Source organism: Sarcina sp. DSM 11001, assembly GCF_900101015.1.
In the GTDB taxonomy this organism is placed as follows: domain Bacteria; phylum Bacillota; class Clostridia; order Lachnospirales; family Lachnospiraceae; genus CAG-791.
Genome location: NZ_FNFZ01000006.1, coordinates 44,901 through 70,398, shown reverse-complemented (window position 1 = coordinate 70,398; position 25,498 = coordinate 44,901). Strand labels below are relative to the sequence as shown.

The 25,498-nt window shown below is 53.7% G+C and carries 20 protein-coding genes; 3 read left to right on the top strand and 17 right to left on the bottom strand.

The window, feature by feature from the left end:
- Window positions 1-255: 255 nt before the first annotated feature.
- Window positions 256-1,242: a diaminopimelate dehydrogenase gene (locus tag BLT02_RS04405; RefSeq protein WP_092991976.1), complete on the bottom strand. Its 987-nt coding sequence runs from the start codon at window positions 1,240-1,242 to the stop codon at window positions 256-258.
- Between the two features lie 191 nt (window positions 1,243-1,433).
- The gene (locus BLT02_RS04400) at window positions 1,434-2,021 is read right to left on the bottom strand and encodes a hypothetical protein (RefSeq protein ID WP_092991974.1); all 588 of its coding nucleotides are present in this window, start codon (window positions 2,019-2,021) and stop codon (window positions 1,434-1,436) included.
- Window positions 2,022-2,347: 326 nt separating this feature from the next.
- Between BLT02_RS04400 and BLT02_RS04395 the strand changes: the two genes are divergently transcribed.
- The gene (locus BLT02_RS04395) at window positions 2,348-3,166 is read left to right on the top strand and encodes a DUF554 domain-containing protein (RefSeq protein ID WP_092991972.1); all 819 of its coding nucleotides are present in this window, start codon (window positions 2,348-2,350) and stop codon (window positions 3,164-3,166) included.
- 36 nt (window positions 3,167-3,202) lie between these two features.
- Here the strand turns inward: BLT02_RS04395 and BLT02_RS04390 are convergent, their stop codons facing one another.
- Window positions 3,203-4,750: a NosD domain-containing protein gene (locus BLT02_RS04390; protein WP_092991970.1), complete on the bottom strand. Its 1,548-nt coding sequence runs from the start codon at window positions 4,748-4,750 to the stop codon at window positions 3,203-3,205.
- A 401-nt stretch (window positions 4,751-5,151) separates the two neighbouring features.
- Between BLT02_RS04390 and BLT02_RS04385 the strand changes: the two genes are divergently transcribed.
- Both BLT02_RS04385 and larB read left to right on the top strand, forming a co-directional pair.
- Window positions 5,152-6,282 carry an aldo/keto reductase gene (locus BLT02_RS04385; RefSeq protein ID WP_092991968.1) on the top strand — a complete coding sequence of 377 codons (1,131 nt, stop codon included), beginning with the start codon at window positions 5,152-5,154 and terminating at the stop codon, window positions 6,280-6,282.
- 20 nt (window positions 6,283-6,302) lie between these two features.
- Entirely contained in the window at window positions 6,303-7,148 is an 846-nt protein-coding gene (larB, locus tag BLT02_RS04380) for a nickel pincer cofactor biosynthesis protein LarB (protein WP_092991966.1), read from the top strand.
- Window positions 7,149-7,255: 107 nt separating this feature from the next.
- Here larB and BLT02_RS04375 read toward each other — a convergent pair whose 3' ends face one another.
- The 14 genes from BLT02_RS04375 to cbiD all read right to left on the bottom strand — a co-directional run bounded on the left by BLT02_RS04375 (window position 7,256) and on the right by cbiD (window position 25,370).
- Window positions 7,256-8,242 (bottom strand): tRNA modification radical SAM protein MnmL/YtqA, encoded by a 987-nt coding sequence (locus tag BLT02_RS04375; RefSeq protein ID WP_092991964.1) that lies wholly within the window; start codon window positions 8,240-8,242, stop codon window positions 7,256-7,258.
- A gap of 207 nt (window positions 8,243-8,449) precedes the next feature.
- A complete protein-coding gene (locus tag BLT02_RS04370) occupies window positions 8,450-11,170 on the bottom strand; it encodes a heavy metal translocating P-type ATPase (protein ID WP_092991962.1) in 2,721 nt (906 codons plus the stop codon).
- Window positions 11,171-11,406: 236 nt separating this feature from the next.
- A complete protein-coding gene (locus BLT02_RS04365; RefSeq protein WP_092992101.1) occupies window positions 11,407-11,745 on the bottom strand; it encodes a metal-sensing transcriptional repressor in 339 nt (112 codons plus the stop codon).
- 393 nt (window positions 11,746-12,138) lie between these two features.
- Complete coding sequence (locus BLT02_RS04360; protein ID WP_092991960.1) at window positions 12,139-13,371, bottom strand: metallophosphoesterase family protein; 1,233 nt, start codon at window positions 13,369-13,371, stop codon at window positions 12,139-12,141.
- A 138-nt stretch (window positions 13,372-13,509) separates the two neighbouring features.
- Window positions 13,510-14,055, bottom strand: a complete 546-nt coding sequence (locus BLT02_RS04355; protein WP_092991958.1) for a prolyl-tRNA synthetase associated domain-containing protein — start codon at window positions 14,053-14,055, stop codon at window positions 13,510-13,512.
- A gap of 272 nt (window positions 14,056-14,327) precedes the next feature.
- Entirely contained in the window at window positions 14,328-15,035 is a 708-nt protein-coding gene (locus tag BLT02_RS04350) for a TrkA C-terminal domain-containing protein (protein WP_092991956.1), read from the bottom strand.
- Between the two features lie 71 nt (window positions 15,036-15,106).
- Complete coding sequence (locus BLT02_RS04345) at window positions 15,107-15,985, bottom strand: metallophosphoesterase (RefSeq protein ID WP_092991954.1); 879 nt, start codon at window positions 15,983-15,985, stop codon at window positions 15,107-15,109.
- Window positions 15,912-17,180, bottom strand: coding sequence for a cobalt-precorrin 5A hydrolase (locus BLT02_RS04340; protein WP_092991952.1), 1,269 nt, complete (start codon window positions 17,178-17,180; stop codon window positions 15,912-15,914). The genes BLT02_RS04345 and BLT02_RS04340 overlap by 74 nt, the downstream gene beginning before the upstream one ends.
- A gap of 77 nt (window positions 17,181-17,257) precedes the next feature.
- Window positions 17,258-17,962: a precorrin-2 C(20)-methyltransferase gene (gene cobI, locus BLT02_RS04335; RefSeq protein ID WP_092991950.1), complete on the bottom strand. Its 705-nt coding sequence runs from the start codon at window positions 17,960-17,962 to the stop codon at window positions 17,258-17,260.
- A gap of 65 nt (window positions 17,963-18,027) precedes the next feature.
- Window positions 18,028-19,524, bottom strand: a complete 1,497-nt coding sequence (locus tag BLT02_RS04330; protein WP_092991948.1) for a pyridoxal phosphate-dependent aminotransferase — start codon at window positions 19,522-19,524, stop codon at window positions 18,028-18,030.
- A 221-nt stretch (window positions 19,525-19,745) separates the two neighbouring features.
- Window positions 19,746-22,202 (bottom strand): precorrin-6Y C5,15-methyltransferase (decarboxylating) subunit CbiT, encoded by a 2,457-nt coding sequence (cbiT, locus tag BLT02_RS04325; protein ID WP_092991946.1) that lies wholly within the window; start codon window positions 22,200-22,202, stop codon window positions 19,746-19,748.
- Complete coding sequence (gene cobJ, locus BLT02_RS04320) at window positions 22,199-22,966, bottom strand: precorrin-3B C(17)-methyltransferase (protein ID WP_092991944.1); 768 nt, start codon at window positions 22,964-22,966, stop codon at window positions 22,199-22,201. The genes cbiT and cobJ overlap by 4 nt, the downstream gene beginning before the upstream one ends.
- A 240-nt stretch (window positions 22,967-23,206) precedes the next feature.
- Window positions 23,207-23,965: a precorrin-4 C(11)-methyltransferase gene (gene cobM, locus BLT02_RS04315; protein ID WP_092991942.1), complete on the bottom strand. Its 759-nt coding sequence runs from the start codon at window positions 23,963-23,965 to the stop codon at window positions 23,207-23,209.
- Between the two features lie 97 nt (window positions 23,966-24,062).
- On the bottom strand, window positions 24,063-25,370 hold the full coding sequence (gene cbiD / locus BLT02_RS04310) for a cobalt-precorrin-5B (C(1))-methyltransferase CbiD (RefSeq protein WP_242869694.1): 1,308 nt from the start codon (window positions 25,368-25,370) through the stop codon (window positions 24,063-24,065).
- Window positions 25,371-25,498: the final 128 nt, after the last annotated feature.

Genomic DNA, 25,498 nt, shown 5'->3' with positions numbered 1-25,498 from the left:
AAGAAGAATCCGTTGTCCGGTTTTTGGCTGGCGCGGGTGTGACTTGTAACGTTTCACCATTTGTCATAAACCATCCGATATCTGCTGTGCGCAGAACACCTCCGCTTCTGATCAAACAAAAACGGAGGTGTTTCAATCGTCCAATGTATCTGTCAAGTACACCGTGCAGGAAGCAGGTGCGGATAAAATACCGGTTGTATTTGTATGAGCCGCACAGCCGGGACAGACTGCGCAGGCTGATCATATCCGGTTCTTTTACAGAAGGTGCGCGCGGATCTCCTCCGGAGAAGAAGGAGAAAGGTAGACGGGAGCCACGTCAAAGACGGTGACCGCGCCCGTGCGGCCTTCTTTGCTCATGCGGGCGACTGCCCGGGCATAGGCTGCGAGAACAGAGCCTGTGAACTCGGGGTTGGAATCAAGCTTGAGGCTGTATTCAATGACATGGGTGTGCTCTTTGTCGATGCCGGTCACACCGCTGCGGATGACGCTCCCGCCATGGGGAAGGCCGGAATGATCCTTTTTCATTTCATCAGCAGTGATAAAATGCACCGTTGTGTCGTATTCATCAAAATAATTGGGCATCGTCTTTATCTCACGCTCGATGCGGGCGAGGTCCGCGCCTTCCTCCGCAACGACGAAGCACTCCCTGGTGTGTTTCTGGCGGGTCGTCAGCTCGGGATTCTCACCCTTCCTGACGCTCTCCACAGCCGCATCTACAGGAATGGTATACTGGCGCGCGTCAATAACACCCTCGATCCGGCGCACTGCGTCGGAATGGCCCTGGCTGACGCCCTTTCCCCAGAAGGTGTAGTCCCTGCCTTCGGGCAGAATGCAGTTCATATACAGGCGGTTCAGAGAGAACATCCCGGGATCCCAGCCGCAGGAGATCAGCCCGATCTTACCGCCCTTTTTCGCCGCAGCGTCGACATTTGCAAAATGGACCGGGATATTGGCATGGGTATCGAAGCTGTCCACCACATTGAACATCTCGGCATATTTCGGTGTCTGGACGGGAAGGTCGGTGGCGCTGCCGCCGCAGATCACAAGGACGTCTATACTGTCCTTCATGTCAGCCGCGGCATCCTGAGAGAGAACCGGAACACCGGCTGTACGAATGCTGACAGAAGCCGGATTCCGGCGGGTAAATACCGCCGCCAGCTCCAGATCGTCGTTCTGCATGATCGCGCTCTCAACACCCTTTGCAAGATTTCCATAACCGAGGATTCCGATTCTGATACTCATAGTTTCTTTCTCCTTATTCTAATAACTTCTAATAACCGGAAGCCGCTGAAAGCAGCTCTGTTTAACACTGTATCACGCAGGCGCGCTAAAGTCTCAAACAAGGATCTAGTATATCACGCAGCAGATTCCAAGGCAATCCTGTTTTTCAACGGCAGCAGGATTCTTCTGCCAGTCTTCTGCCAGAAAGTTTTTTATGAACTGAGATACTCATTGCAGTGCCCCATAATCTCCTGCATGATCTGCAGGTCCTTCAGGCAGTCCCCTGTTTCCATGGAGTGATTGGTCCCTTCTGTGATATAGAGCGGAAGTCCCAGTTTTTCACAGCCCTCCCGGATATCCTGCGTTTCCGCCCAGGGATCCGCGGTCCCGTGGAAAACGATTCCGCTCCGGGGCTGCATGAACAGAAAACTCTGTTTCACCGGAGTAAAATAAATGTTCTTACCGACAAAGCCATGCTGTTGCTGGAAGGCGGCCGCCACGGCCGTGCCGATGCTCTTGGAAATGACAAGGACCTCATTATCCCCGGCAAAAAGTGTCTTGCGGTCGAGCCCGTTCTTTTTACACTCCTTGCGGAAGATTTCCTCCGACTGGGAAAGAGCGCTCTCAAACGCCTCTTTCATCTTCTCGGGATTTCCCTTGATCCCGCCTTTAAATCCCCCGTAAGACAGGCTGATCACGGTCTCATAACCGTAGTTCTGTGCCAGTTTTCTGCCGTAGAAAAGAAGGGGCTTATCTGTGTGATAACCCACACCGGGAAAGAGAAGAACGATTTTCTGCATGAATTATTTCCTCCGATTCAATATGGTCATTAGCGTTACAATACAGACCGGCTCGAAACTCGAGGCGTTTTTCGCGGCTTTTTCGCTAAAAACCCGAGTTTTACGGCGAAAATCCCATCGCGAAGCGATTTTGAATGGGATTTTCGCAAGCTACAGTACACGCCCTCGATAGGGCGTGTACTGTAGTCATTTAGCTCTGTAGGTGTTTTTGTTTTTTCCGGGACCATGGCAATTCACTCACAGATGTGTTATGCTGTACAGACTCTATGAGAAAGGCAAACATAGAACGGCATAAATAGAAAGGTATAAGACAACAGGGATTGGAAATGACAGGCATTGGTACACTCATCAACACTGCATGCGTCGCGGGAGGCGGACTTGCCGGCCTGACGGTCGGGCATTTTTTTGCAAAAAAGCAACAGGATTCCCTCAGCATGGCCTGCGGAATAAGCGTTCTCTTTATCGGGATCGCCGGCGCCATGGAGGGAATGCTTCAGGTAGCCCTTACCGCCGGAACCCAGAACACAGCTGCGGTCCAGGAAAATATGGGTACAGCCGCAGAGACAGCGGTCACAGCTTCGGGGGGTGTTCCCTTCACTGCCGCCATCACGAGCGGCCGCTCTATGTTTATCGTCCTGTGTCTGGCCCTGGGCACAGTGATCGGAGAGCTGATCGGGATTGAGGACTATTTTGAGAAGTTCGGAATCTGGCTGAGGAACCGGACGGGAAACGCAGGGGACACCCGTTTTGTGGACGCTTTTGTCACCTGTTCCCTGACAGTCTGCATCGGGGCCATGGCGATCGTCGGGGCGATCCAGGACGGGATCCTCCACGACTATTCGATCCTGGCTGTCAAATCTGTCCTCGATTTTATCATCGTCGCTGTCATGACCTCCTCCATGGGGAAAGGATGCGCATTTGCCGCCGTCCCGATCTTTCTCTTTGAAGGAAGCATCACACTTCTGGCGAGGCTCATTGCGCCTGTCATGACAGAAGCAGCCATTTCAAACCTCTCCCTCATCGGCTCCATCCTGATCTTCTGCGTGGGCCTTAATCTGGTCTGGGGGAAAAAGGTCCGGGTCGCCAATATGCTTCCGGCTGTGCTCCTGTCCGTGCTGGCGGCGTACCTTCCCGGTTTACATTAAAGATCCGGGGAAGCCTCGCCTGCCCGGTTTTCAGGCTTATTCTTCTTCCGCATTTTCTTCTTCCACATTTTCTTCTGCCGCATTCTCTTCTTCCGCATTTTCTTCTTCCGGTTCCCCGAAATAACGATCGAACCAGGATTTAACTCTTTCCTTCAGGTTGTTCCATCTTTTCCTGGTTATCTGAGCTTTGTAGACAGCTGTCATTTCTTTGTCGGGTACAAAGCGGGAACCTGTATCTTCGACCAGCGAGCGGAAGCCATCCTTTGTTTCTGATCTGTCGGGATATACTGTTCCGAACACTTCCGACCAGGATTCCTCATTCATAATCCCGGAGGCAGCATTTCCACTGATCTCGTTGACCAGGCTGTCTCCCCAGACTAAATATTCAAAATGGATCCCTTCCTCTCCGCCGAGAATAAGATTGGAGCATACCCGGTTATTCTGGCTGCGCTGTACTACGATCTGATAAACATTATCGATCAGAGTATTATAATCAAATACACAATCTTCAGTAAATCCCAGGTCCTTATCATATCCTCCGAAAACTATTCCTGCCCATCCCGTACAGTCGGCAATCACATTGTCATGTACATTGATTCCCGATACTTTGAACAATTCATTATCATCAGGGCTGTGTTCAGTGGCGACTTCCACTCCGATATCGCAGTTGAAAATAAAATTGTTGTATATCTCAATATTCTGACCGCCGTCTACATAAATACCTCCGGCGCAGAGGTCGTATTCCCCGTCCTCGTAATACACTTCATTGCCCTCAGTACTGATATTATAGACAAAATTATTCCTGCAGATTCCGTTTCTTACATAATCCGCATCATATGGGTTTATCCCGCCGGCCTCGTCCTGATGAAACGCCATCCCTTCAAAGCCGATCATGTCGATCCCGATGTTGTTGTTATCATGGATCTTGTTTCCCTCGATCAGGAATCCGTCTACATTGCCGTTGATGACCATAGATTCGCTCCAGTGGCACTCACAGTCGTATACCTCACACCCCTCGATCGTAAGGTTTGTAACAGGTGCCAGGTCGTTGCGCGCATAAACACAAATGCCATGTTCTCCGCGGACATCGTGAACTCTGCAGTTCCGGATACTGATGTTGCTTAAGGTCTGTTTACCCGCTTCAGGAGTACTGAGATATTCGATCGCATAAACACCACCCACGGTTTCCAGTCCTTCGACCGATATATTTTGTACATTCTTCAGGAAAATACCGGCCTCATCCTCCACAGGAATGACCACCTTCGCGCCTTCTGCCGGACGGATCACTGTAGGCGAATCTTCGCTGCCCGAACAGCCCGGTCCGAGCTCAAATGGCTCGTATTCCCCTCCCCCTACCAGGATCAGCGATCCGGGCTCTGTTTCGGCCGCGTGGGAAATGGTTGCGTACGGTGCGTACCATGTGCCTGTACCTGTCTCATCGTTTCCATATTCAGAAACATGCACGACTTTCTGTTCCATCTCCGCCTGCTGCCGGCTGCAACCGGAGAGCCATGCGGCCGAAATCATCATTGTAAGGGCAATTGCCGTCTTTATAAACATATTTCGCAGCTGATGCTTTTTCATAATCCGCTGTCCCTCCTAATACAATCCTGCGCTGCCTTTTTTCACAGACAATCATACCACACCAGACTGAAAATGATTAGATTTCAATTTCAAAACAAACATTTTCTGCAACATTTTCTGCACTCGTGTGGGAACAGACAAGGCACTTCTAATTCATAAACAGATACGCTATAATCAGCTTATTACATAAATTCTTATTTCATCAAGTAAATTTCATCAAGTAAAATTTCATCCGGGAAAATCCCATCGGAGAAATTCAATCGGAGAAATTCAATCGAAAAATCCATCCGGGAAAATTCCATTGGAGTAAAAGTCCACCGGAAAAAATTTCCATTGGAGTAAAAATCCATCGAAAAAAAACAAAGAACAGGCGGTATATTGAGTACAAACGGAGGATTACCATGCTCTTTGAAAAAGAAATCAGGAAACTGGGATTCGGCCTGATGCGCCTTCCCAAAAAAGATAATGTCATTGACATTGAACAGGTAAAGGAAATGACAGACCGCTTCATGGAAGCCGGCTTCACCTATTTTGATACAGCCTGGGCTTATGAAGGATCGGAAGAAGCGGTACGGCAGGCCCTGATGGAGCGGTATCCCAGAGAAAGCTTCCAGCTGGCGACCAAGAACGCCGCCTGGATCCAGTGTAAGACCCGGGAGGATGCCATTGCCCAGTTTGAGACCTCGCTGGCAAAGACCGGGGCAGGATATTTTGACTGCTATCTGCTCCACAACCTCGGCGAGCACCGCACCCGGGTTTTTGACGATTTCAAGTTGTGGGATTTTGTGAAAGAGAAAAAGGCGGAAGGAAAGATCCGTCATTACGGTTTCTCCTTCCACTCGACTCCTGAGGAGCTGGACCAGATCCTGACAGCTCATCCGGACGCGGAGTTTGTCCAGCTGCAGATCAACTATGCCGACTGGGAAAATCCCGCGATCCAGTCCCGTGGCGTATATGAGGTGGCCAGAAAACACGGCAAGCCCGTCATCATTATGGAGCCGCTCAAGGGCGGTCTCCTGGCGAACCCTCCCGCAGCAGTAATGGAGATCTTCAATGCCGCGGATCCTTCTATCTCCGCCGCCTCCTGGGGGATCCGTTTCGCCGCGGACCTGGAGGGGATCCTGGTCGTTCTCTCCGGTATGAGCGACCTCGCCCAGATGGAGGACAATCTCTCCTACATGAAGGATTTCACCGGCTTCACAAAAGAGCAGAAAGGGGTCGTCGAAAAGGCCCGCACAGTCCTCAGCGGCATCCCTCTTATCCCCTGCACCACCTGCAACTACTGTGCCAAAGTATGTCCGAAAAATATCGGAATCTCCGGCACCTTCACAGCCTCTAATATTTATACACAGTTCAATAACCTGGATGCCGCAAAACACCAGGAGGGCTGGCTCGTCGGCGGTCACGGGCAAAAGCAGGCTGTCCAGTGCATCAAGTGCGGTAAGTGCGAGGAAGTATGTCCCCAGCATATCAAAATCCGCGACGAACTTGAAAAGGCAGCCGCGTTATTCGGACAACAGAAAGAAGATTGACATTTATAAGACAGGCAGCTATGAAAAATAACAAAGAACTGAAACATCTACTTGAACAGGTGGCTTCCGGCACAGTCTCCCCTGAGGAAGCCGCCATCGAACTGCGGGAGATTCCCTATGCCCTTCCGGGCGGGGCTCCCCACAGCAGCGAGCAGGACCCCTCCTGCGGCTGCGATACGAATGATACAAATGCCGCGTACGGACACGGATTTGCGAATCTCGGTTATGCCAGGCCGGATCTGCACCGCGCCATGCGCCAGGGCATCCCCGAGGTGATCTACGGCGCGGGGAAGACGCCTGAACAGATCCTCGGGATCGCGCGCTCCCTGATTTCCCACGGGCAGAAGCTTGTCCTTATTTCGCGCATGTCTCAGGAAGCCGCTGATCTTGTCGGCAGCGGCATTTCCCTGAATTATGACCCCCTCAGCCAGGTCGGCATCATCGGACAGATCCCCGTGCCGGACGGCCGCGGCAGGATCGTCATCGCGTCAGGCGGCACCAGTGACATGCCTGTCGCGGAGGAAGCCGCACTGACTGCGGAGGCCTTTGGAAATGAAGTCATCCGTCTCTACGACGTCGGCGTAGCGGGGCTCCACCGCCTTCTGGCGCACCAGCATGAGATCCTCTCCGCCCGCGTCATCATTGCCATCGCCGGTATGGAGGGGGCTCTGGCCAGTGTCATCGGAGGGCTTGTTGACTGCCCTGTCATCGCCGTGCCGACCAGTGTTGGCTACGGAGCTTCCTTCGGAGGCCTGTCCGCTCTTCTGTCAATGCTTAATTCCTGCGCCAGCGGTGTCAGTGTCGTGAACATTGACAATGGCTTCGGCGCCGGTTATCTGGCCAGTATGATCAATCATCTGGATTGACAGCGGCTTCAGCGCCAGTCATCCGGCCAGGGTGATCAATCATCCGGATTAAGCTTCAGCGCACTGCAGCTGATTTGAAAAAATACCGGACAGCTGATCTGTAAATCTCAGGTCAGATATTTCCGCATGGTATTGAGCACACGCTTTTTGTCCGCAGACCACGACGGTTCGATGAGCAGTGATTTGGGGCCGTCCCCGGTCAGGCGGTGGACCACGATACTCTCCGGCAGGATCGCCAGACAGTCACGCACCAGGCTGCAGTACTCCTCTAATGACATGATAGGGAAGGGCTGCTCCTCCCTGCGGATATCGCGGTGAGTTTCTTCACTGAGATTGGGATATCGATAAGGTTTTTCACACGGTTTTCCATACAGTTTTTCATACAGCTTTTCGTACAGCTTTCCAATCTCTGTTCCGCGCAGCACCTGAAGCTGCTGAAGTTTTATACCTTCGGGAAGCGGGTCCAGCCGGGAGATGTACCGGACGGTTTCCAGCATATCCTCGCGGGTTTCACCCGGAAGTCCCATAATCAGGTGGACGATGACCTCGACGCCGATCGTGTGCAGGTTTCTGCAGGCCTCTTCAAACACCGGGAGAGAATATCCCCGGTTGACCGCCCGGGCGGTCCGCTCATGCATGGTCTGCAGGCCAAGCTCCACCCAGACTGGCTTGATCGAGCGCAGTTCCTGCAGCATCTGCAGGATCTCCGCCGGCAGACAGTCCGGTCTCGTCCCGATCGACAGAACGGCGATCTCCGGCCTCCGGATCGTCTCCAGATAGAGCTGCCGCAGTCTGTCCACGTCTCCCCAGGTATTTGTAAAGGACTGGAAATAGGCGATATACCTGCGCTCAGAAACCGGAATCTTTGCCGGGAATTTCGAGTCGACCCACTGTTTCGCGACCCTGATCTGTTCATCGATCGGAAGAAAAGGAGCCGCGAATTCTCCCGAGCCTCCCTCGGAACAAAAAGTGCAGCCTCCCGTCCCGATCGTCCCGTCCCGGTTCGGGCATGTACAGCCGCTCGTCAGCGACAGCTTATAGACCTTTGTCCCGAAGCGCTCCCTGAGCGCCTCCGACAGCATTTTCTGACGCATGGTTCTGCCTCCTGACTGTCTCCTGACTATTTCCTGACTGTCTCCTGACAAAGGGGCCTTCCCGTTGCTGCAGGAAACGCCCCTTTGATCATTTCTCGCGTTCTTAATTTCTCACGTTCTTAAAAAACAGTCTGCTTTTCCAATTGTTTTCTTTTGCGTTTACTTTTTTACAGCTGCTTTTCGCGGCTGCTTCTTATGTCTGCTTTTTTACGCGATGCCGAGCACCTCATAATCTTTGTCTTCGACCGCCTTTTTGAGGACATCATCCGCGATCTCAGCGTCCATGGAGACGACAGCTGTACCCTTCTCGTGGCTGACATCCGCCGCGGTCACACCTGCAACAGCCTCGAGGGCCTTTTTCACGGTCGCCTCGCAGTGGGTGCACATCATACCCTTGATTTCCATTGTCTTAGTCATGAGATTCTCCTTTCTCAACGCTTCCAGCGCTTTTTGCTGCTCCTCTTTATTCCGCTCTTCCTGCCGGCGGGTGTAGTCGGCCAGAAGCTTCCCGTCCGCGTCAAGCGGCAGCGGATGCCCGGAGCTGTTTTTCCAGTTTTTTGTATCCTTTGCGGCGCTGTGCACCTGCATGAGGTTCAGGCGGAGCGCATTGGTGACCACACAGAAGCTCGACAGGCTCATGGCGAGCGCGCCGAACATGGGATCCATGGTGATGCCCAGGGGGACGAGGAGTCCCGCGGCGATGGGGATGAGGATCGAATTGTAGATGAGCGCCCAGAAAAGGCCCCACAGGATGGTCTTGTAGGTCTGCCGGCTAAGGCGCACGGCAGCACTGACATCTGTCAGCCGGCTCTTCATTAGGACGACATCCGCGGCGTCGATCGCTACGTCCGTGCCTGCTCCGATGGCGATGCCGATGTCCGCCCGGGTCAGCGCCGGAGCGTCGTTAATGCCGTCGCCGACCATGGCTGTCCTGCCCTTTTCCTGCAGAAGGCGGATGACCTCCTCCTTGCCCTGCGGCAGGACTCCCGCCACGACCTCATCGACGCCCGCCTGGCGTCCGATGGCCTCCGCCGTCCTGCGGTTATCGCCGGTCAGCATGACAACATGGATGCCCATACCGCGAAGCTCCGCAACAGCCTGCGCACTGTCTTCCTTCATGGTGTCCGCCACAGCGATCGTGCCCATATACTGTCCGTCCCGGGCAAAAAACAGCGGGTTCTTCCCCTCTTCCGCCAGTCTGTCCGCCGTTCCGCGGATCTGCGTCCCCATGACACCGTCCGCGTCTGCAGGCTGATCGACTCTGGTCAGGATAAAGGCCAGGTTTCCGCCCGCCATTTTCCTTCCTTCACAGACGGCTGTCAGGCCATTGCCGGGTACTGCCTCGAAATCCGAGACGGAAAGGGCCCTGTAATCCGGAAATACTTCTGCGCTTCCTGCAGACACAGCTGCCGCATGATCCAGAACAGCCCTGGCCAGCGGATGTTCGCTGCGGGATTCCAGCGCTGCCGCCCAGGTCAGCAGTTCCTCTGCCGAAACCTTGTCCGCCGGAAGAATATCTGTCACGACGGGTTCCCCCTTCGTGATCGTCCCCGTTTTGTCCAGGGCTACGATCTGCACGTTGCCTGTCTCCTGCAGGGCTTCCGCAGTCTTATAGAGGATGCCGTTTTTCGCGCCCATGCCGTTGCCGACCATGATCGCAACCGGCGTCGCCAGCCCCAGTGCACAGGGACAGCTCACGACAAGCACAGAGATGCCGCGGGCCAGCGCGAAGCCGGCCGGCCGGTGCATGATCACAAGCCAGAAGAAGATCACGACCAGGGCGATCCCGATGACCGCCGGTACGAAGACTCCCGAGATCGTGTCCGCCAGCCTGGCGATGGGCGCCTTTGTCGCAGCCGCGTCGCTCACCATCTGGATGATCTGGGCGAGAGTGCTGTCCTCTCCGACACGCGTCGCCTCGCAGCGCAGATAGCCGGACTGGTTCAGGGTCGCGCTCGAGACCTCGTCTCCCTCCTTTTTATCCACCGGAATGCTCTCGCCCGTGAGCGCTGCCTCATTGACCGCGCTCGATCCCTCGAGGACGATACCGTCCACAGGGATGTTCTCGCCCGGACGCACAACAAAAATATCTCCCGTCCGCACGTAATCGATCCCGATCTCCTGCTCCTGCCCGTCCCGGATGACTGTCGCAGTCCGGGGCGCAAGCCTCATCAGGCTCTTCAGCGCGTCCGTCGTGCGTCCTTTGGACCTGGCCTCCAGCATCTTGCCCACTGTGATCAAAGTCAGTATCATCGCAGCGGATTCGAAATAGAACTCCATCATATACTGCGAGACCGCAGCCATATTTCCATCGGTCTGCGCGCGTGTCATCGCGAACAGCATCACCGTGCTGTAGATAAAGGCCGCGCCGGAGCCCATGGCGATCAGCGTATCCATGTTGGGCGCGCCGTGCAGCAGGCTCTTAAACCCGCTCACGAAAAACTTCTGGTTGATCACCATGACGATGGCGGCCAGAAGGAGCTGGATCAGACCCATCGCCACATGGTTGCCTGTAAAAAAGGCCGGCAGGGGTAATCCCAGCATCATATGCCCCATGGAAAAATACATGAGGACGATGAGAAAGCCCAGCGAAGTCAGAAGACGTTTTTTCAGGACCGGTGTCTCCCGGTCCTTCAGCGCATCCTCCTCCGCCGCCAGTTTCGCGGAGAGACTCCCCAGGGCGCCCCGGCTCCCTGCCCCCGCGGATCCGGCGCCTGCCGCGCTTCCGGCACCCTTGGGCGCCGCGCCGTAGCCCGCATTCTCCACGGCCTGCATGACCGCCTCCGGCGAAGCTGTTCCCTCCACCGCCAGCGTATTCGTGAGCAGACTCACGTTGCAGCTGCTCACTCCCTCGACTTTGGAGACCGCCTTCTCCACGCGCGCCTGACAGGCCGCGCAGCTCATTCCTGTGACTGTGTACTGATCCATTCCTTCTTAATCCTCTTAAAATTTAATCCTCTTAAATTCCACATATAAACGTAAATCCGGGCAGATCTGCGTGGTTTCTTTCTGCATGATATACTGAATCACCCAGACATATTTTGCGGCGTCTTTTACAGCTGCTTATACAGCATCTTATACCGCAGCTTTTGCGGCATCTTCTGCAGATTCTTTTGCAGCATCTTTTGCGGAGTCTTCTGCCGCATCATTTTCTGCAATACTTTCTACCGCATCATTTTCTGCAGGGTCTTAACCAGTTCATCGACCTTCTCGTCATTTCCCTCGCGGACATCCTCTGTGACACAGGTGCGGATGTGGCTGGAGAGCAGCACCTTGCAGAAGCTCGAAAGAGCACTGCTCGCGGCAGATGCCTGGTTGAGGATGTCTATACAGTAGGCATCGCGCTCGACCATTCCCTTGAGGCCCCGGATCTGCCCCTCTATACGGCTGAGGCGGTTCAGCAGATCCCTGTATTCTTTTTCCGGGCGGAGCTTTTTGCGGCAGCAGCAGGTCTTCTCCGTATCTCCTGCTCCCTGTACGCCCTCAGGATTCGTTTTCTCCATGCTTTCCATGGTCAAATCTCCATATAAACAAAAATGTAAAAACTGTATTAACGTATTAAACTGCAAAAACAAGAATTGTTAAAAAGCCCGGTCAGAATCTGATCATGTTCCGGATATATCCTGGATATGAAATCAGGCCTCAGATACCCCACCTGGGTATCTGAGACCTATTATATACCCCCCACCGGTATAATGCAATACCCCTTTTTCGACTGATCTCCTCTATGATCATGCGATGTGATCATGCGATGTGGTCCTGCCGTGGTCCTGCTGCAATCATGAAGGAGACAAAGGAACAGATTTGCGGAGACGGAGGAAGAAAGACAGGGGACGCTTCTCTGTCTCCTCAAAAAAAGAGACAGAGAAGCGTCCCCTTCCGGATCGGTTCCACCATTAATGTCCCACTGTTACCTTTCTCTGTGTATGATCCTGAAACCCGTCTTCGAGAATGGATTGAAGGTAAAAGCCGATAAAGGGGTCCCGTGCACAGATGTCCTTAAAGAGGGCTTCATCTTTTAAATGAGTATCAAGGCGGCCTGAAAAATATGCGACGCTGAGATTTGTAAAATGACTATACAGTTCGTCATCTGCGTCAGGCAGCAGCTGCGAGGCCATCCGCCAGGCGGTGTCCCGGAAGAACTGCTCTGCCTCTGCCGCATGGAAAAAAGAAATCCGCTCTGTGTGGTAATCCAGCTCATTCGGATCTACTTTCAGGATCCCGTACTGGCAGGGCGATGTGATGAGGGAAGATGTGACGAACTCTGTCAGGCCCTTCTGGCTCTGAGCGATGTGCTGGATATGGATGTGTCCGCTCAGGTTACAGAATACGCCGTATTCTTCGTAGAGTTCCAGCAGCCGGCTGCCCTTCCCGATCACATATCCGTCCGAAAACAGCCTGTTATGGGTCAGCAGAGTCTGGTGACTGGCTGCCAGGACGAGGTCTCCTGCCTGACGAGCTGCCTTGAGCTGCTGCCGCACCCATCGGAAAGTATCGTCTGTCAGTGTGCCCGGTGCTTCTTTTGTGTTGACGTCAAGCATCAGGATCCGCAGCCCCGGCGATAATTCATATACATAGCTGAGCGAGGCTTTATCGTGGGCAAGGGCCTCCCGGTATCCGAAATCTCCATAGATCTCGGCAAACTGTCCTGCGTCGACGCTATCGACCAGGGTGTAGGATCTGCCCTGAAAGGACGCCGCCATCGTGCTGTTCAGATCGTGATTGCCGGGAATCACCAGTACCGGAATGCCGGCATTTTCGATGAAGGACAGCTTAGCGGCAAGGGCCTCATGACTCGCTTTCGCACCGTTGAAGGTCAGATCGCCCGTCAGGATCAGTGCATCCGGTTTTTCCCCGGTCACCTGCGATATAAAGGCATCCGTGATCTCCTCACAGTAGGCCATGGCCTTGCCGTCAGCGTTTTCGACAAGACGGGTAAAACACTCGCCCCCGTCCGTCAGCTCAGGAGCAATGTAGTGCAGATCTGTAGCTGCTGCCAGAGTCAGCGGAACAAATGACCGGTCCTGCGCCTGCGCCTGTTTCTGTCCCGGAAATAAAAAAGACGCCGCAAGCAGCATTATAGGTACTGTCATAATCGACGAAAAAAAGTTCCTTTTCCTGTTTCTCATCTATTATCTCCATTTATCTGTGAAACAGTATCTCCTCCTGCCGCTGAAACAGCAGAAGTCTGAGAAGTCATGTGTTCAGTGCTGAGCAGCTGCCGGCAGATCTGCGGAGCAGATTGTGCAGCCCGGTTTAGTTTTGCCTCAGTCCTCTCCCACCAGGTGGACGGTCATATAGGTGTGCCCCGTCGCGGGAATAAACTTTTCGATCACATCCGATGTCCTGATCTTCAGACTGCTGGTACATACACAGGGATGGCAGCCGAGATACTCGTCTTTCAGCACATCTTCATCAATCAAAAGCTGTACATTTTTATCTTTGTCGTTCATCAGCCCCATGATACTCACAGCTCCGGGTTCGATGTCGAGATATTCCAGCATGGAATCCGGACCGGCAAAGGAGAGACGGGCGGAATTGATCTGGGATGACAGTTCCTTTGTCTTGAACTTTTTATCCCCCGGCATCATGAGAAGGTAAAATTTTGTTTTCTGCCGGTTGCAGAGAAACAGATTTTTGCAGATCACAACGCCGAGGACCGCATCGATCTCATTACAGGCTTCCATGTTATCGGCCCGCTCGTGGTCAGTGCGCTGATAGGATATGTTGAGAGAATCTAGAAAATCATAGGTCCGGATCTCTCTGGGAAGTCTGCCGGACACGTCCTCCGGTCTGCCATTTTGTAAAATCATAAACTTTTTCCTCTTTTCTTTTTATGGGATTCCTCCAGCAGTCATAAAACTGCAGAGAAACGATCTGAACAATACACGGATCTGCAGGTCCCGGTGCGGGCACACCGGGCAGCCTGAAAAATCACACAGATTGAACGGTGTGGTCATACAGATCCGGTCTCAAAATACATACAGTTATATGGGCATTAGGCCGGCAAAAATGGAGTGTTGGCTCAGAGTTTCCGTATTGAACCTCAAAATACGTACCTTCAAAGGGCATAAGGCCAAAGTTCTCAGAAAAAGCGCTCCTCCGCCTGAAAAACCCGGCTGATTTCCTTGTACTGACCAAAAACCGTCAGCGTGTCGCCGGGTTTAAAAACGGTCTCTGCTCTGGCCTTTTCCGGCTTGATCCCGTCTCTTTCAATGAGCATGATCAGGATACTGTGCTCCGTTTTCAGACCGCTCTCCGCCAGTGTTTTTTCCTTCAATGATTCAGGAACTTCCTTCAGGATCACATTTGCGATGGAATCATTGCCTATGTAATCCATCAGAAGGATCGTATTGACCTTATTCTGTTTCATGATCCTGCCGGCAACTCGTCCGAGTATGCGGTCGATCCTTTTCCTGACAGCCCGTGTCCTGATCAGATGGATCACCAGCGCCGCGATCGCAAGCGGAACAGCAAGCCCGAGAAAGACAGTGTCCACCTGCGCGGATTTCAGGGAAAAAAACACGTTCACAAGTGCGGATACGATCGTCACATTAAAAACGTAGCCAAACAACATCGTCCCCTGGGCAAGTCTTCTCCTCATCCTGGAAGAGACTATGCTTTCACTTTCCCGGGTGGTAAAACCCGCTCCGGTCAGGATGGACAGGACCTGAAAGCGTGCCTTATCATCCGGCAGGCCGGTGATGCGGAACATCAGGGTAAATAATTCCAATATGATCCAGTAGATCAAAACAATGACCGAAAAGAGTAAACTGGCAAGAAATAATGTCATTTGTTTTTCTCCTGCAGACTGGCGGCGGGAAACCGTCGATGGGATGATGAATGTTATGACTGATTAAAATGTTATGACTGATTAATGTTATGACTGACGATGTTTTGACTGATGTTGTTATGATGCGCTCCGTGCCCGGCGAGCTCGATGACAGCGATCTCAGGGGGATTGAAAAGACGGGGAACCATGGCTGCCGTATTGGTCGTCCCTCTTGAGACGATCATGCAGCCATAAGGCCCCCGGAATAATCCGCCTGTATATTTGGGGAAAGGTCCCTGGCCCGGCGAGTACAGGCCCTGTCCAAAAATCCGGATCTGGCCCCCGTGAGCATGCCCCGAGAGGACAAGGTCGATCTTTCTTTTCCGCAGCATCGGTTCGCGGAGGCACCAGTACTCCGGATGATGGGAGAGAAGGATCCTGTAGCCTTTCTGTGCGGAAAAATCCTCCAGCCAGTCCGACTTTGTGCGCAGGAAAACCCTGTCTGTGTGGCGGATCTCATGGGGGTAAGGAGCGTCGGCCCCATATCTGATCCTGTATTTCCTGAAATCCATCAGCATGGCGGAGCTGAGGCCTCCGATCACAAGCCCCCGCTCTTCATCCCGGATCCACCGGTTATCGAGGATGACGACGCCTTCATTTTCCAGCGTCTTTAATTCTGTTTCCGGCGCCACCCATTCGTGGTTGCCCAGAGAAAGAAAGGTCGGCGCAAGCTTCGCACAATGCCGGATCAGGGGAAGGACATTTTCCTGTCCAGAAAAGAAATCAGGGCCTCCCTGGTATTGATACCCCAGAAACAGATCTCCCGCCACTGCAATAAGATCCGGCCTGCAGCTGTCAAGGGCAGCAGACACCGCGGCGGCATTTCCATTGTGAAAATCAGAGACCAGCGCGATGGTTATCGGGTTCCTGTTCTCCAGCCTGGTCCTGATCCTGTATCTTCGCACTTTCATGTCCGCACTCCCCTGCCTGTCCGCTGCCAGGTATTGAGATCCCCGCTGCGGCTGTAACTCCTTCTTTCCTGTGTTTACCAATGAGCAGGCCCCCGTTTTTCCCGGCCAGAAGAACAGCGCTTCGCTCGCAGACGTTATCGACGCCGGTGACACTCTCTACAAAGGAGGAAGGTACAAAATCTCCCGATACAGCCCGCAGTTCCTCCGCAGTGTAAAAAATGATTGGCAGCTGCCATTCCTTCGCAAAAGTAAGGAGCCCTGCCTCATTTTTTTTCAGATCGATCGAAGCGATCCCGAAAACAGCCTGGCGGAAAATACCGTTCTTTTCCAGCATTTCCAAAACGGCATCGGAGATCCTGTCCCCGGTTATCCCCTTTCTGCATCCGATACCCAATGTCAGGATCCGGGGAATCAGATAGAGGGCATCTGCCGGGTCTTCCGGCAGCTGCCGGAAGGAGAGAATGATATCCGCCCTGGCGCGGTCCGCAACCTGCACAGTCCCTTTCCCGTAACGATCCAGACGTTTCTGCAAAGAGCTGTCTGAAAGCCGCAGCCCGCCTGCACAATCTGCACGATCTGCACAATCCGAAAACACCGCTGCTTCCTCACCGGCGAGAAGCCTCGAAGCGATCCGTTTTGCCTTTGTTCTGTCGGAGATGACAAGCCCGTTTTCCACCGCGAAAACATCGACAGCAAAAAGTCCCCGGCCGTCCGTTGCCGTAGTGATCACCGGCTGAGAATCCAGAGCTTTTGCAATGATCCCGGCCAGCCTGTTCGCGCCGCCGGCATGTCCCGACAAAAGCGGAATCACATACCTGGTGTTTTCATCGACGACGAGTACTGCCGGATCATGGAACTTGTCGCTGACAAAGGGGGCGATACAGCGCACGGCAATTCCCGCCGCGGTGAAAAAAACAAGCGCGTCCGCCCGTTCAAACCATTCTGCTGTCAACTCCGAAAGCTTCGGCTTATCCTCAAATCCGGATACATGACTGCATCTTCCGAATGTCAGGATCTCCACTGCCGGCAGTATTTCTTTTAACCTTTTTTCACAGCGGCGCATCGCCTCAAATCCACGGGCAGTGCACGCCATCATAACTATCCTCATCCAGCCGGCTGTCTCAATGGTCAGGTCGATGTGGTCCACCGCAGTGAAATTTTCAGTTTTTTTTGTCAGGCCCTGAGTTTCAATCATAATCACTTTGTTTTACAATACCTGATTGCTTCGATTTAAAAAAGACTGTTTTGTTTTAAAAAAACTGATCGTTTTGTTTAAATAAGAGCCTGCGTATCCCGATCCTGCTTTGCGATGACAAGGGAAAAATACCCGGTATTATCCGGGATTTCCCGGACACTGCGGTAGATTTTTTCGTTTTCCATGCCGCAGTTTTCCACACAGGCAGCCTCTCTGCCGCTCTGACGCAAAAGCTCTCTGGTCTCTTCCATGCGGCTGGCGGATTTCATCAGTACATAGGTGCCTGGCTGATCAAGCACCCCGCCTGACTGGTGGGCAGCGGGGATCACATGGAGCTGTTCATCCCACTCGGTGAGCGGTATGCCCAGCCTCGCTGCTGCGGCGCAGAAAGAAGGGATGCCGCTGACCAGTTCGACCTCGTAGCCTTCACTCTCCAGGATATGCTGCAGGTAACTGAAAGTGCAGTAGATCGTCGGGTCGCCAAGTGTCAGATAGATGACGTTTCTGCCCGTGTCGAGATATTTTTCCAGGAGCGCGGCTCCTTTTCTGTGCTCTTCGTCCATCTTTTTCCGGTCCCTGACCATCGGCATGTATATCGGGACCAGTGTTTTCTCTGCGATTTCAGGCACACTCCGCTCCGCGATCCGGTAGGCGGCTGAAGACTTTGCATCCCTGCCGGGAACAGCGATCACTTCATTTTTCCGTATCAGCCGCACTGCTTTCAATGTCATCAGCTCCGGATCGCCGGGGCCCACGCCCACGCCATACGCTTTTCCTCTCATATCATCAACCTTTTTAAGCTTCAGGCATCTTTCCGCTATAGTAATTGTGATGGCCGCTTTAGTAATTAAACCTTTTGTCCGTCTTTTTTTCCCTCCAGCGCTGTCAAGAGCGCAGCATTTTTCTCCGGCGAGAGCACCGCAACGCGGTAGTCCCCTTTCTGCAGGCCGACATAATTTTCGCAGCTGCGGATGAGGATCCCCTGCTTAAGAAGGGCTGCCTGAAGGTCAGGTCTTTCCCGCCCCGTGGTCTCTCCGGCAGAAAAAAAGATATAGTTTGCCTCTCCGGGAAAGACCCTGAAGCCCATTTTCTGTAAGGCCTCTTTTATTTTCTTTCTCTCAGCAGCCACAAGCGCGCGCGCCCTGTCCATATAGGTATTACCCGCGGATTCCGGCATTTCTGATTCCAGTGCTCCTGGTACTGCCTTCTGCGGGAAATCCGCTTTCAGTGCTGCCAGTCCCGCTTTCTGCGAAAGATCTGCTTTCAGTTCCGTCATTCCCCTTTTCTGAGGAAGATCAGCTTTCAGTGCTGCCAGTCCCGCTTTCTGCGCAAGGACAGAAACGCTCCATTCAGGCTGCTGTGCCTGGATCTTTTTCAACAGGTCAGTATTCTGCGCCATCAGATAGCCCAGCCGGATACCCGGCATGGCAAAGCGTTTGGTAAATGCGTCCAGAACCAGAAGCCTGTCCGTTCTTATGCCCTCAGAGTCTGCTCCTACACCTTTAAGATCCGGCTCAATGTCTCCGGAATCCGGTTCACTGCCCTCAAAGTCCGATTCATTGCCTTCAAAGCCCTGATCATTGCTTCTGGAGCCGGTCAGGTATACACCTGACGCCCCAGCCTTTGCGGCACCAGTATCTGTCGTAAAATATCTCCGCGCTGTCCTCGCCTTCTCATCCTTTAAAAAGCCGAGGAAACACTCATCGATCAGGAGCCATATTCTCAGTTGTGAGCACTTTTCCACGATCCGTTCAAGAAGCCCCGGTTCGATCGTGTTTCCGACAGGGTTGGCCGGATTACACAGGATTGCCATTACAGAAAGGGATCCGGAGGTTTGAGAAGGAAGCCCCGGGGTTTGAGAAGGAAGCCCGAAGGTTTGAGGATTTCTTCCATTATGCCCCAGTCGCTCCAGGTCCTCCAGGTACCGCTCTGTTAGGCAGAAGTCCTCTTCCCTGCGCAGTTCATGATAAAGGATCCGGACACAGGCCCCCTCCGCGGCATGGCGGTAACCGGAAAAGGACGGCGCCGTGAGCAGAATGCTTTCCGGCCGGATTGCCCGCACAGCCGTCTCGATCAGTTCCGAGGCCCCGTTTCCGCACAGGATATGGTCTGCCCGCACTCCCGTATAAACAGACAATGCTTCCCTGAGCTCCGTGCAGTCCTGATCCGGATACTGTTCCAGGCAGGAATCCCATCCTGCCGTCCCGGAGATCAGGGCGGACAGGTCCTCTTTCACGGATGCGGGAATGCCCAGAGGATTGATATTTACGGAAAAATCATACTGTATGTTTTTATTATGATAAATTTCCCCGCCGTGTTTAAAAGTCTCTGTGCCGTGCGCCATTTCTCCTGTCCTGCTGATATATCCAAAATCTGATCCGGCCTTCCTGCCTGTCCTGCTGATATATTTAAAGTCTGATCAGGCTTTCCTGCCTGTTCTGCTCTGTCCCGGAACCGGAAAGTCCACGCAGGACAGGAATAGTTTCCGATGTGGAGACTGCCAATATTACGGTTCAAGGAAAGTCCACGCAGGACAGGAATAGTTCCTTATTCAGAAATAGTTCCTTATTTCCCTGAAAAAAAAATAATGAAAACCGGATTCTGCGCTTTCAGATAATGATAGCGCCCGAGTTCTTCCATGCGCTGAACGCTGACCTGGACCGCATGCACGTTACAGACGGGAAGGCGCCTGATCGCCTCCTGCAGCGCCATCAGAGTTTCTGCCGTGATGCAGTCTGCCACGAAACGGGCCCGGGGATTTTTCGCCAGCGCCTGCTCAATGACCGCGCCGATTTCTCCACCGCTGCCCCCGATAAAGACATGGGTCGGTGCAGGGAGCTCCTTCAGGATCTCCGGCGCCCTTCCCTCAATGATTTCCATATTGGACAGGCAGAATTTCGCGCGGTTTTTATACAGCAGTTCCAGCGCGTCCTTTTTATATTCGACTGACCAGACGGTTCCTTCCGGACAGGTTCTGGCTGCTTCGACGCTCACAGAACCGGTGCCGGCGCCGATGTCCCAGACCACGGCCTGACCAGTCAATCCCAGTTTGCACAGAGAAAGCGCGCGGATCTCGGCTGAAGTCATCGGGGCCTTTCCGCGAAGGAAGCTGCTGTCCGCCATCCCGGGAAGCACGGGGGTCTTTTTCGCATCCTTATGTTCAATATACAGGACGTAAAGTCCCTCTTTCAACCTGCTTTCATCAAGACTGCAGAGTTCCTCAGGCGTACAGCTGCGGATCTCCTCTGCCGCCCGAGACAATTCGTACCCATAGATGAGACGCAGTTCTCCCAACACCCCTTGCGCCCGGGCGTCGGCAAGGAGTCTCCCGGTCCTGCGCAGATCTTCCGCGCCGGAGAGCAGGAGAAAGCATTCCGGGTGACTGCGCACCTGACCGACAATGTTGCAGGTACGCCCGTGGGAGCTCAGGATCTTCCAGTTCTGCCAGGGGATCCCGGCGCGCGCCGCAAACCACGATACACTGGAGGTTCCGCAGATGATACGGACACTGAGGTGCTCTAAAACTCCGGTCGGGAATTTCTGTTTTGTTCTGAGAAGGGAGAGCATGGAGGAGGCTCCGCTGTAAAATCCGCTGTCCCCTGAATAAGCGACAGCTGCCCTGCAAATATCCGGGTGATCCTGCAGATATCGCAGGATCCGGGCGCTGTCATAGATCGGGACATAGACGGGCTCCATAGCTCTTTTCTTCAGCATCTGGTCCCTGTTCAATACACCCAGCACGCTCTCAGCGCCGAAAATAACCTCGGCCTGCGCAAGGGCCAGCTGAGCCTCTTTCGTCCGGGCTTCATGGCTTCCGGGCCCGACACCGACCAGCCAGAGGTCCTGCCGGCCTTCCCTGACGCCATTTTCAGCCGCCTTGGCAATGCATCGGCCCGTCAGGGTATGCTTTTCCTTTTCAGCTACTCTCTGTGCCGCATTGCCGGTCATGTCCTCATATTCCCGACCGGCAGGAAAGAAAGGATCCGGCTTCCATGTCATGCTGTCAGAATCCTGGATTCTCCCGTCTTTACCCATCCCTGCATAGCCCAAAGCGGTCTTCAATACCTGTTCCAGAGGCATGGATATATCGGAAGCAGCAGGCCTGATCACCACGGTCCGGATCCTGCATTGCTGTGCTGCCTCCAGCTTTTCCTGATAACCGCCGACCCTGCCGCTATCCTTGGTCAAAAGCCAGGACGCACGGGTATGGAGGATCGTGGAGATGTTCATCTGACGGTCAAAAGGGCCCTGCATGGCAATGATCTGATCACCTTTGAGGCCGGCGCGGGTACAGGCCTCGAGACTCTCCCGTGAAGGCAGGACACGGGCCGAGATCCGGGAGGGGTCTCCGATGATCTGCACGATCTTCCCCAGTTCCCTGCTCCCAGTCGTCACCAGGATCCTTCCCTGTGTCCGCGCAAGAAAGGACGCCGCCAGCTCCGCGTTCTCTGCATAAAGAACCGCAGGCAGATCCTCTGATGCTATTATTCCGGAACTGCCGTTTTTGCAAAAATCATTTTTATATAAATCTCTTTTATATAAACCCTTTTCAAATAAAGATTTTTCAAATGAACCTTTTTCAAATGAACCTTTTTCAAACAGGCTTCTGTCACAAGGATCATCTTTCCATAAATAATACGCAACAGAGTTTTCGGCGAGCTGCTCTCTCTGCCTGTTCCGCTCTGAAGGATCCGCCTCCGATAAATCTCTTTCCACCCGCAGGTATGGCAACCGGGTCTTCCGGCAGGCAGCCCGGATCTCCTCCGTCACCTTCTGCGCATGCGGGTGCGTCGCGTCGATGACGCAGGCGTATACTTCGCCGCCCATCATATCCACCATCTCCATCCGGTCCATCCGGCCGACATGAACTGTGAGCAGAGGATGAGGCTCCATTACTTCACTTCCATATTCTGTCGCCACACAGACTGTACAGAGTACACCTTCCGCCAGCAGTCTCTCCGCTGCCATGCGCCCCTCCGTCGTCCCGCCGAAGATCAGTATTTGTTTTTCTGTTTTCTTCATGGTTCTAAAATTCCATCTGCCTTTTCCCTGGCATAACCGCGGGGAGTGACCATCTTATCTCCAATGCGCTTTGTTGACGAGTTCCCGATAAAAACAGTCGTGAACATGTCCACGTGCACATTCCGCAGCTCTTCAAGGGTATAAATCTGTGTCTCCTCTCCTTCGCGGCCAATGTTCCGGACGGTACCGCATACCCGGGTCCCGGGAAGGGTCTCCAGGAGGATATCGCAGGCCTTCTGCAGATGTTCCTTCCTACGGTGGCTGGAGGGATTATAGAGGACAATGGAAAAATCCCCCTCTGCCGCCACGCGGAGTCTTTTTTCGATCTTTTCCCATGGCGTCATGAGATCGCTGAGGCTGATGAGAGCAAAATCGTGGATCAGGGGGGCTCCCAGGCAGGCGGCGCCGCTCAGGGCGGCTGTGACACCCGGAATCACATCGATCTCCACGTCCGGATAGTCCTGAGCCACCTCCCAGATGAGTCCCGCCAATCCATAGACACCTGCATCTCCGCTGCAGATAAAGGCAACCTTCTGACCGGAAGCGGCTTCCTCCAGGGCTTGTACGCAGCGCTCCGTTTCCCGCCGCATGGTAGTCGTGACAAATTTTTTATCCGGAAAACTGTCCCGCACCAGGTCCACATAGACATGATATCCCGCGATCACGTCGCATTCCTCCATGACACGGTAGGCCTCAAAGGTCATCTTGTCCATAGCGCCCGGACCGATCCCCACCACGATCAGCTGTCCCCTTTTCTCCTTCATCCGTTTCTCCCATCCTTCAGTGCCATGACCTGCTGTTCACAAACATATATGATGAAAACTACGCGTGCTGTCGCGCTTACACGCTCCCAGCCCGCTCCAAACATTCGGAATCCGCTCGTTTTGCACCCGTTCCGGGTGCAAAACGGCTCCTTCCTCATGTTTGTACGCTCGCCAAATGTCTGCAAATGCTCATGCGAGCATGGCATTTGCAGCCGCTTGGCTCGCTGTTTTCATCATACTTTAATCGGCTGCCCTTCTGTATTCCGTCGTAAAAGAAGGATCATACAGCTTTGAACGCTCATAACCGCTCTGTGCAACCGTCTCCCCTGCAATGATCAGGGCGGTCTTTGTGATTCCGTGTGCCTGCGCCGTCTGTGCGAGGGTTTCGATCGTGCAGATATATTTTTCCTCGTCCGGCCAGGATGCTTTGTAGACAATCGCAGCCGGTGTATCAGGCGCATAGCCGCCGTCCACGAGCCGCTTGCTCAGCTCCTCCAGATGACCGGTACTCAGAAAAATGACCATCGTCGCGCCATGCGCCGCGAAGGTTTCAATAGATTCTCTGTCCGGGACCGGAGTCCGGCCCGCCATCCTGGTGATGACCACACTCTGTGAGATCCCGGGCAGGGTATACTCCAGATCCAGAGCGGCTGCGGCGCCGCAGAAAGAGCTCACACCCGGTGTGGAATCGTAGCAGATGCCTGCCTCTTCCAGCAGGTCCATCTGCTCCCTGACTGCACCGTAAACACAGGGATCCCCCGTGTGCAGCCGCACCGTCGTGAGCCCCTCTTTTTCCGCGTCTTTTATGGTTTCGATCACCTCTTCCAGTGTCATTTTCGCACTGTCACAGATCCGGCAGCTTTCTTTTTTCATTTCCAGAAGAGCGGGATTGACCAGTGATCCCGCATAGATGATCACATCTGCCTCTCCGATAAGCCGTGCCCCCCGGACCGTGATCAGATCCGGCGCGCCGGGACCCGCTCCCACAAAATGTACCATTTTTCCCTCCATACGGATTCTTATGTTTCCCAGCCCTGTTTCCAGGATCCAGGCTCCCCACCAGCCGGCCTTCCACCTCTCCGTCCTGTCTCATACCTCAGCTCCGAGATCCAGGATCCTCACCAGCCGGTCTTCCGGCTCTCCGGCCTGTCTCATGCCTCAGCTCCGAGATCCAGGCTTCCGCCTTTGCTGTCTTCCCCAGTTCTCCGAAAACATTGGAAAAAACTATGACCTCCACCCGCATCTTCCCTTTTGTCCAGCCTTCCATGACCGACTGGATCCGGTTTGTCATTTCATGCAGGACCTGTTTGTCGAGACTGTATTTTTTCAGAATACGGATTGCTTCATCGGTCGAGACGCAGTCCGAAAGCTCCTGTTTCAACGTCAGCGGAACAGCTTCCCTGCTGCCGGCAGTTTCTTCCGCGATCTGCCCCAGGATCTCCATCCGATGGTCGCCGTACTGCGAGTGCGTGTTTTTGATCCCGCCCGCGACCTTGACCAGCTTTCCGATGTGTCCCACGAAGAGCATACGTGTAAATCCGGCTTCGGATGCCATCTGTACCGTATCATAGATAAAATTGGAGGCTGTCACTGCCGTCTCGATGGAAAAATCGTATTTCTCAAGGAAAAAATTTTTTCCGTAATTACCCGGTGCCGCAGCCAGGATCGTCATTCCCTCACTGTGCCGGACGCTGATCTCTGTCCGGATCGTATCCAAAAGCGCCTGGTCACTCATCGGTTCCACGATCCCGCTGGTCCCCAGAATAGAAATCCCGCCCCTGATCCCCAGTTTCGGATTGAAGGTCTGCGCGGCGAGCTCCCGCCCCCGGGGTACGGAGATCGTCACCTCCAGGCCGTATTCTCCGCATGCTTCTGCCGCTTCCATGGCTTCTCTGACCGCCGTTTCAATCATCCGGCGCGGTGTGCTGTTGATCGCTGCGCTTCCGACAGGCTGATTGAGCCCAGGCTTTGTGACGCGGCCAACCCCCTCTCCGCCGTCGATCCGGATGCCAGGTCTGTCGGACAGGGCAGCTGTCGCGCAGATCAGGGCTCCATTTGTGATGTCCGGATCATCTCCGCTGTCCTTATGCACTCCACAGGAGACGGCAGAATAAAAGGGAGGCTTATTCACGGTCTTCCCGTTTTTACAGGATCCCTCTATATCCTCACAGGAAAACAGAGAACTGGACTCCCCTGTCCTCTTCTGCATCCGGATCTCCTCAATGTCCAGAACGAGTTCTATCCCTCTCGGCGTCATCAGACGGACATGACGGACCTCCTGCCCGGTAAAGAGCATAAGGACTGCCGCTTTAGCCGCAGCTGCGGCACAGCTTCCTGTCGTATAACCAAGGCGGAGACGCTGCCCCCCTTTTTCGATATATTCTTTGAGCATACTTGTGGCCATGGGCGAGTGCCCGCAAACATGTATGAATAAACTACGCGCTGCTGTTGCAAAAAAAGAATTACAGATGGCGGCAGCGACGACGGCGCTGACGACATGCTACATTTTATACATTATTGCATTGCAGATGG

Coding starts and splice junctions, on each gene's coding strand:
- cobM (WP_092991942.1), bottom strand. CDS start 23,965: ATGGTACATTTTGTGGGAGCGGGTCCCGGCGCGCCGGATCTGATCACG.
- BLT02_RS04390 (WP_092991970.1), bottom strand. CDS start 4,750: ATGAAAAAGCATCAGCTGCGAAATATGTTTATAAAGACGGCAATTGCC.
- BLT02_RS04340 (WP_092991952.1), bottom strand. CDS start 17,180: ATGATTGAAACTCAGGGCCTGACAAAAAAAACTGAAAATTTCACTGCG.
- BLT02_RS04405 (WP_092991976.1), bottom strand. CDS start 1,242: ATGAGTATCAGAATCGGAATCCTCGGTTATGGAAATCTTGCAAAGGGT.
- BLT02_RS04365 (WP_092992101.1), bottom strand. CDS start 11,745: ATGGAGAAAACGAATCCTGAGGGCGTACAGGGAGCAGGAGATACGGAG.
- cobJ (WP_092991944.1), bottom strand. CDS start 22,966: ATGAAGGAGAAAAGGGGACAGCTGATCGTGGTGGGGATCGGTCCGGGC.
- BLT02_RS04400 (WP_092991974.1), bottom strand. CDS start 2,021: ATGCAGAAAATCGTTCTTCTCTTTCCCGGTGTGGGTTATCACACAGAT.
- BLT02_RS04370 (WP_092991962.1), bottom strand. CDS start 11,170: ATGGATCAGTACACAGTCACAGGAATGAGCTGCGCGGCCTGTCAGGCG.
- larB (WP_092991966.1), top strand. CDS start 6,303: ATGAAAAATAACAAAGAACTGAAACATCTACTTGAACAGGTGGCTTCC.
- BLT02_RS04330 (WP_092991948.1), bottom strand. CDS start 19,524: ATGGCGCACGGCACAGAGACTTTTAAACACGGCGGGGAAATTTATCAT.
- BLT02_RS04385 (WP_092991968.1), top strand. CDS start 5,152: ATGCTCTTTGAAAAAGAAATCAGGAAACTGGGATTCGGCCTGATGCGC.
- cobI (WP_092991950.1), bottom strand. CDS start 17,962: ATGAGAGGAAAAGCGTATGGCGTGGGCGTGGGCCCCGGCGATCCGGAG.
- BLT02_RS04345 (WP_092991954.1), bottom strand. CDS start 15,985: ATGAAAGTGCGAAGATACAGGATCAGGACCAGGCTGGAGAACAGGAAC.
- BLT02_RS04375 (WP_092991964.1), bottom strand. CDS start 8,242: ATGCGTCAGAAAATGCTGTCGGAGGCGCTCAGGGAGCGCTTCGGGACA.
- cbiD (WP_242869694.1), bottom strand. CDS start 25,370: ATGGCCACAAGTATGCTCAAAGAATATATCGAAAAAGGGGGGCAGCGT.
- BLT02_RS04360 (WP_092991960.1), bottom strand. CDS start 13,371: ATGAGAAACAGGAAAAGGAACTTTTTTTCGTCGATTATGACAGTACCT.
- BLT02_RS04355 (WP_092991958.1), bottom strand. CDS start 14,055: ATGATTTTACAAAATGGCAGACCGGAGGACGTGTCCGGCAGACTTCCC.
- BLT02_RS04350 (WP_092991956.1), bottom strand. CDS start 15,035: ATGACATTATTTCTTGCCAGTTTACTCTTTTCGGTCATTGTTTTGATC.
- BLT02_RS04395 (WP_092991972.1), top strand. CDS start 2,348: ATGACAGGCATTGGTACACTCATCAACACTGCATGCGTCGCGGGAGGC.
- cbiT (WP_092991946.1), bottom strand. CDS start 22,202: ATGAAGAAAACAGAAAAACAAATACTGATCTTCGGCGGGACGACGGAG.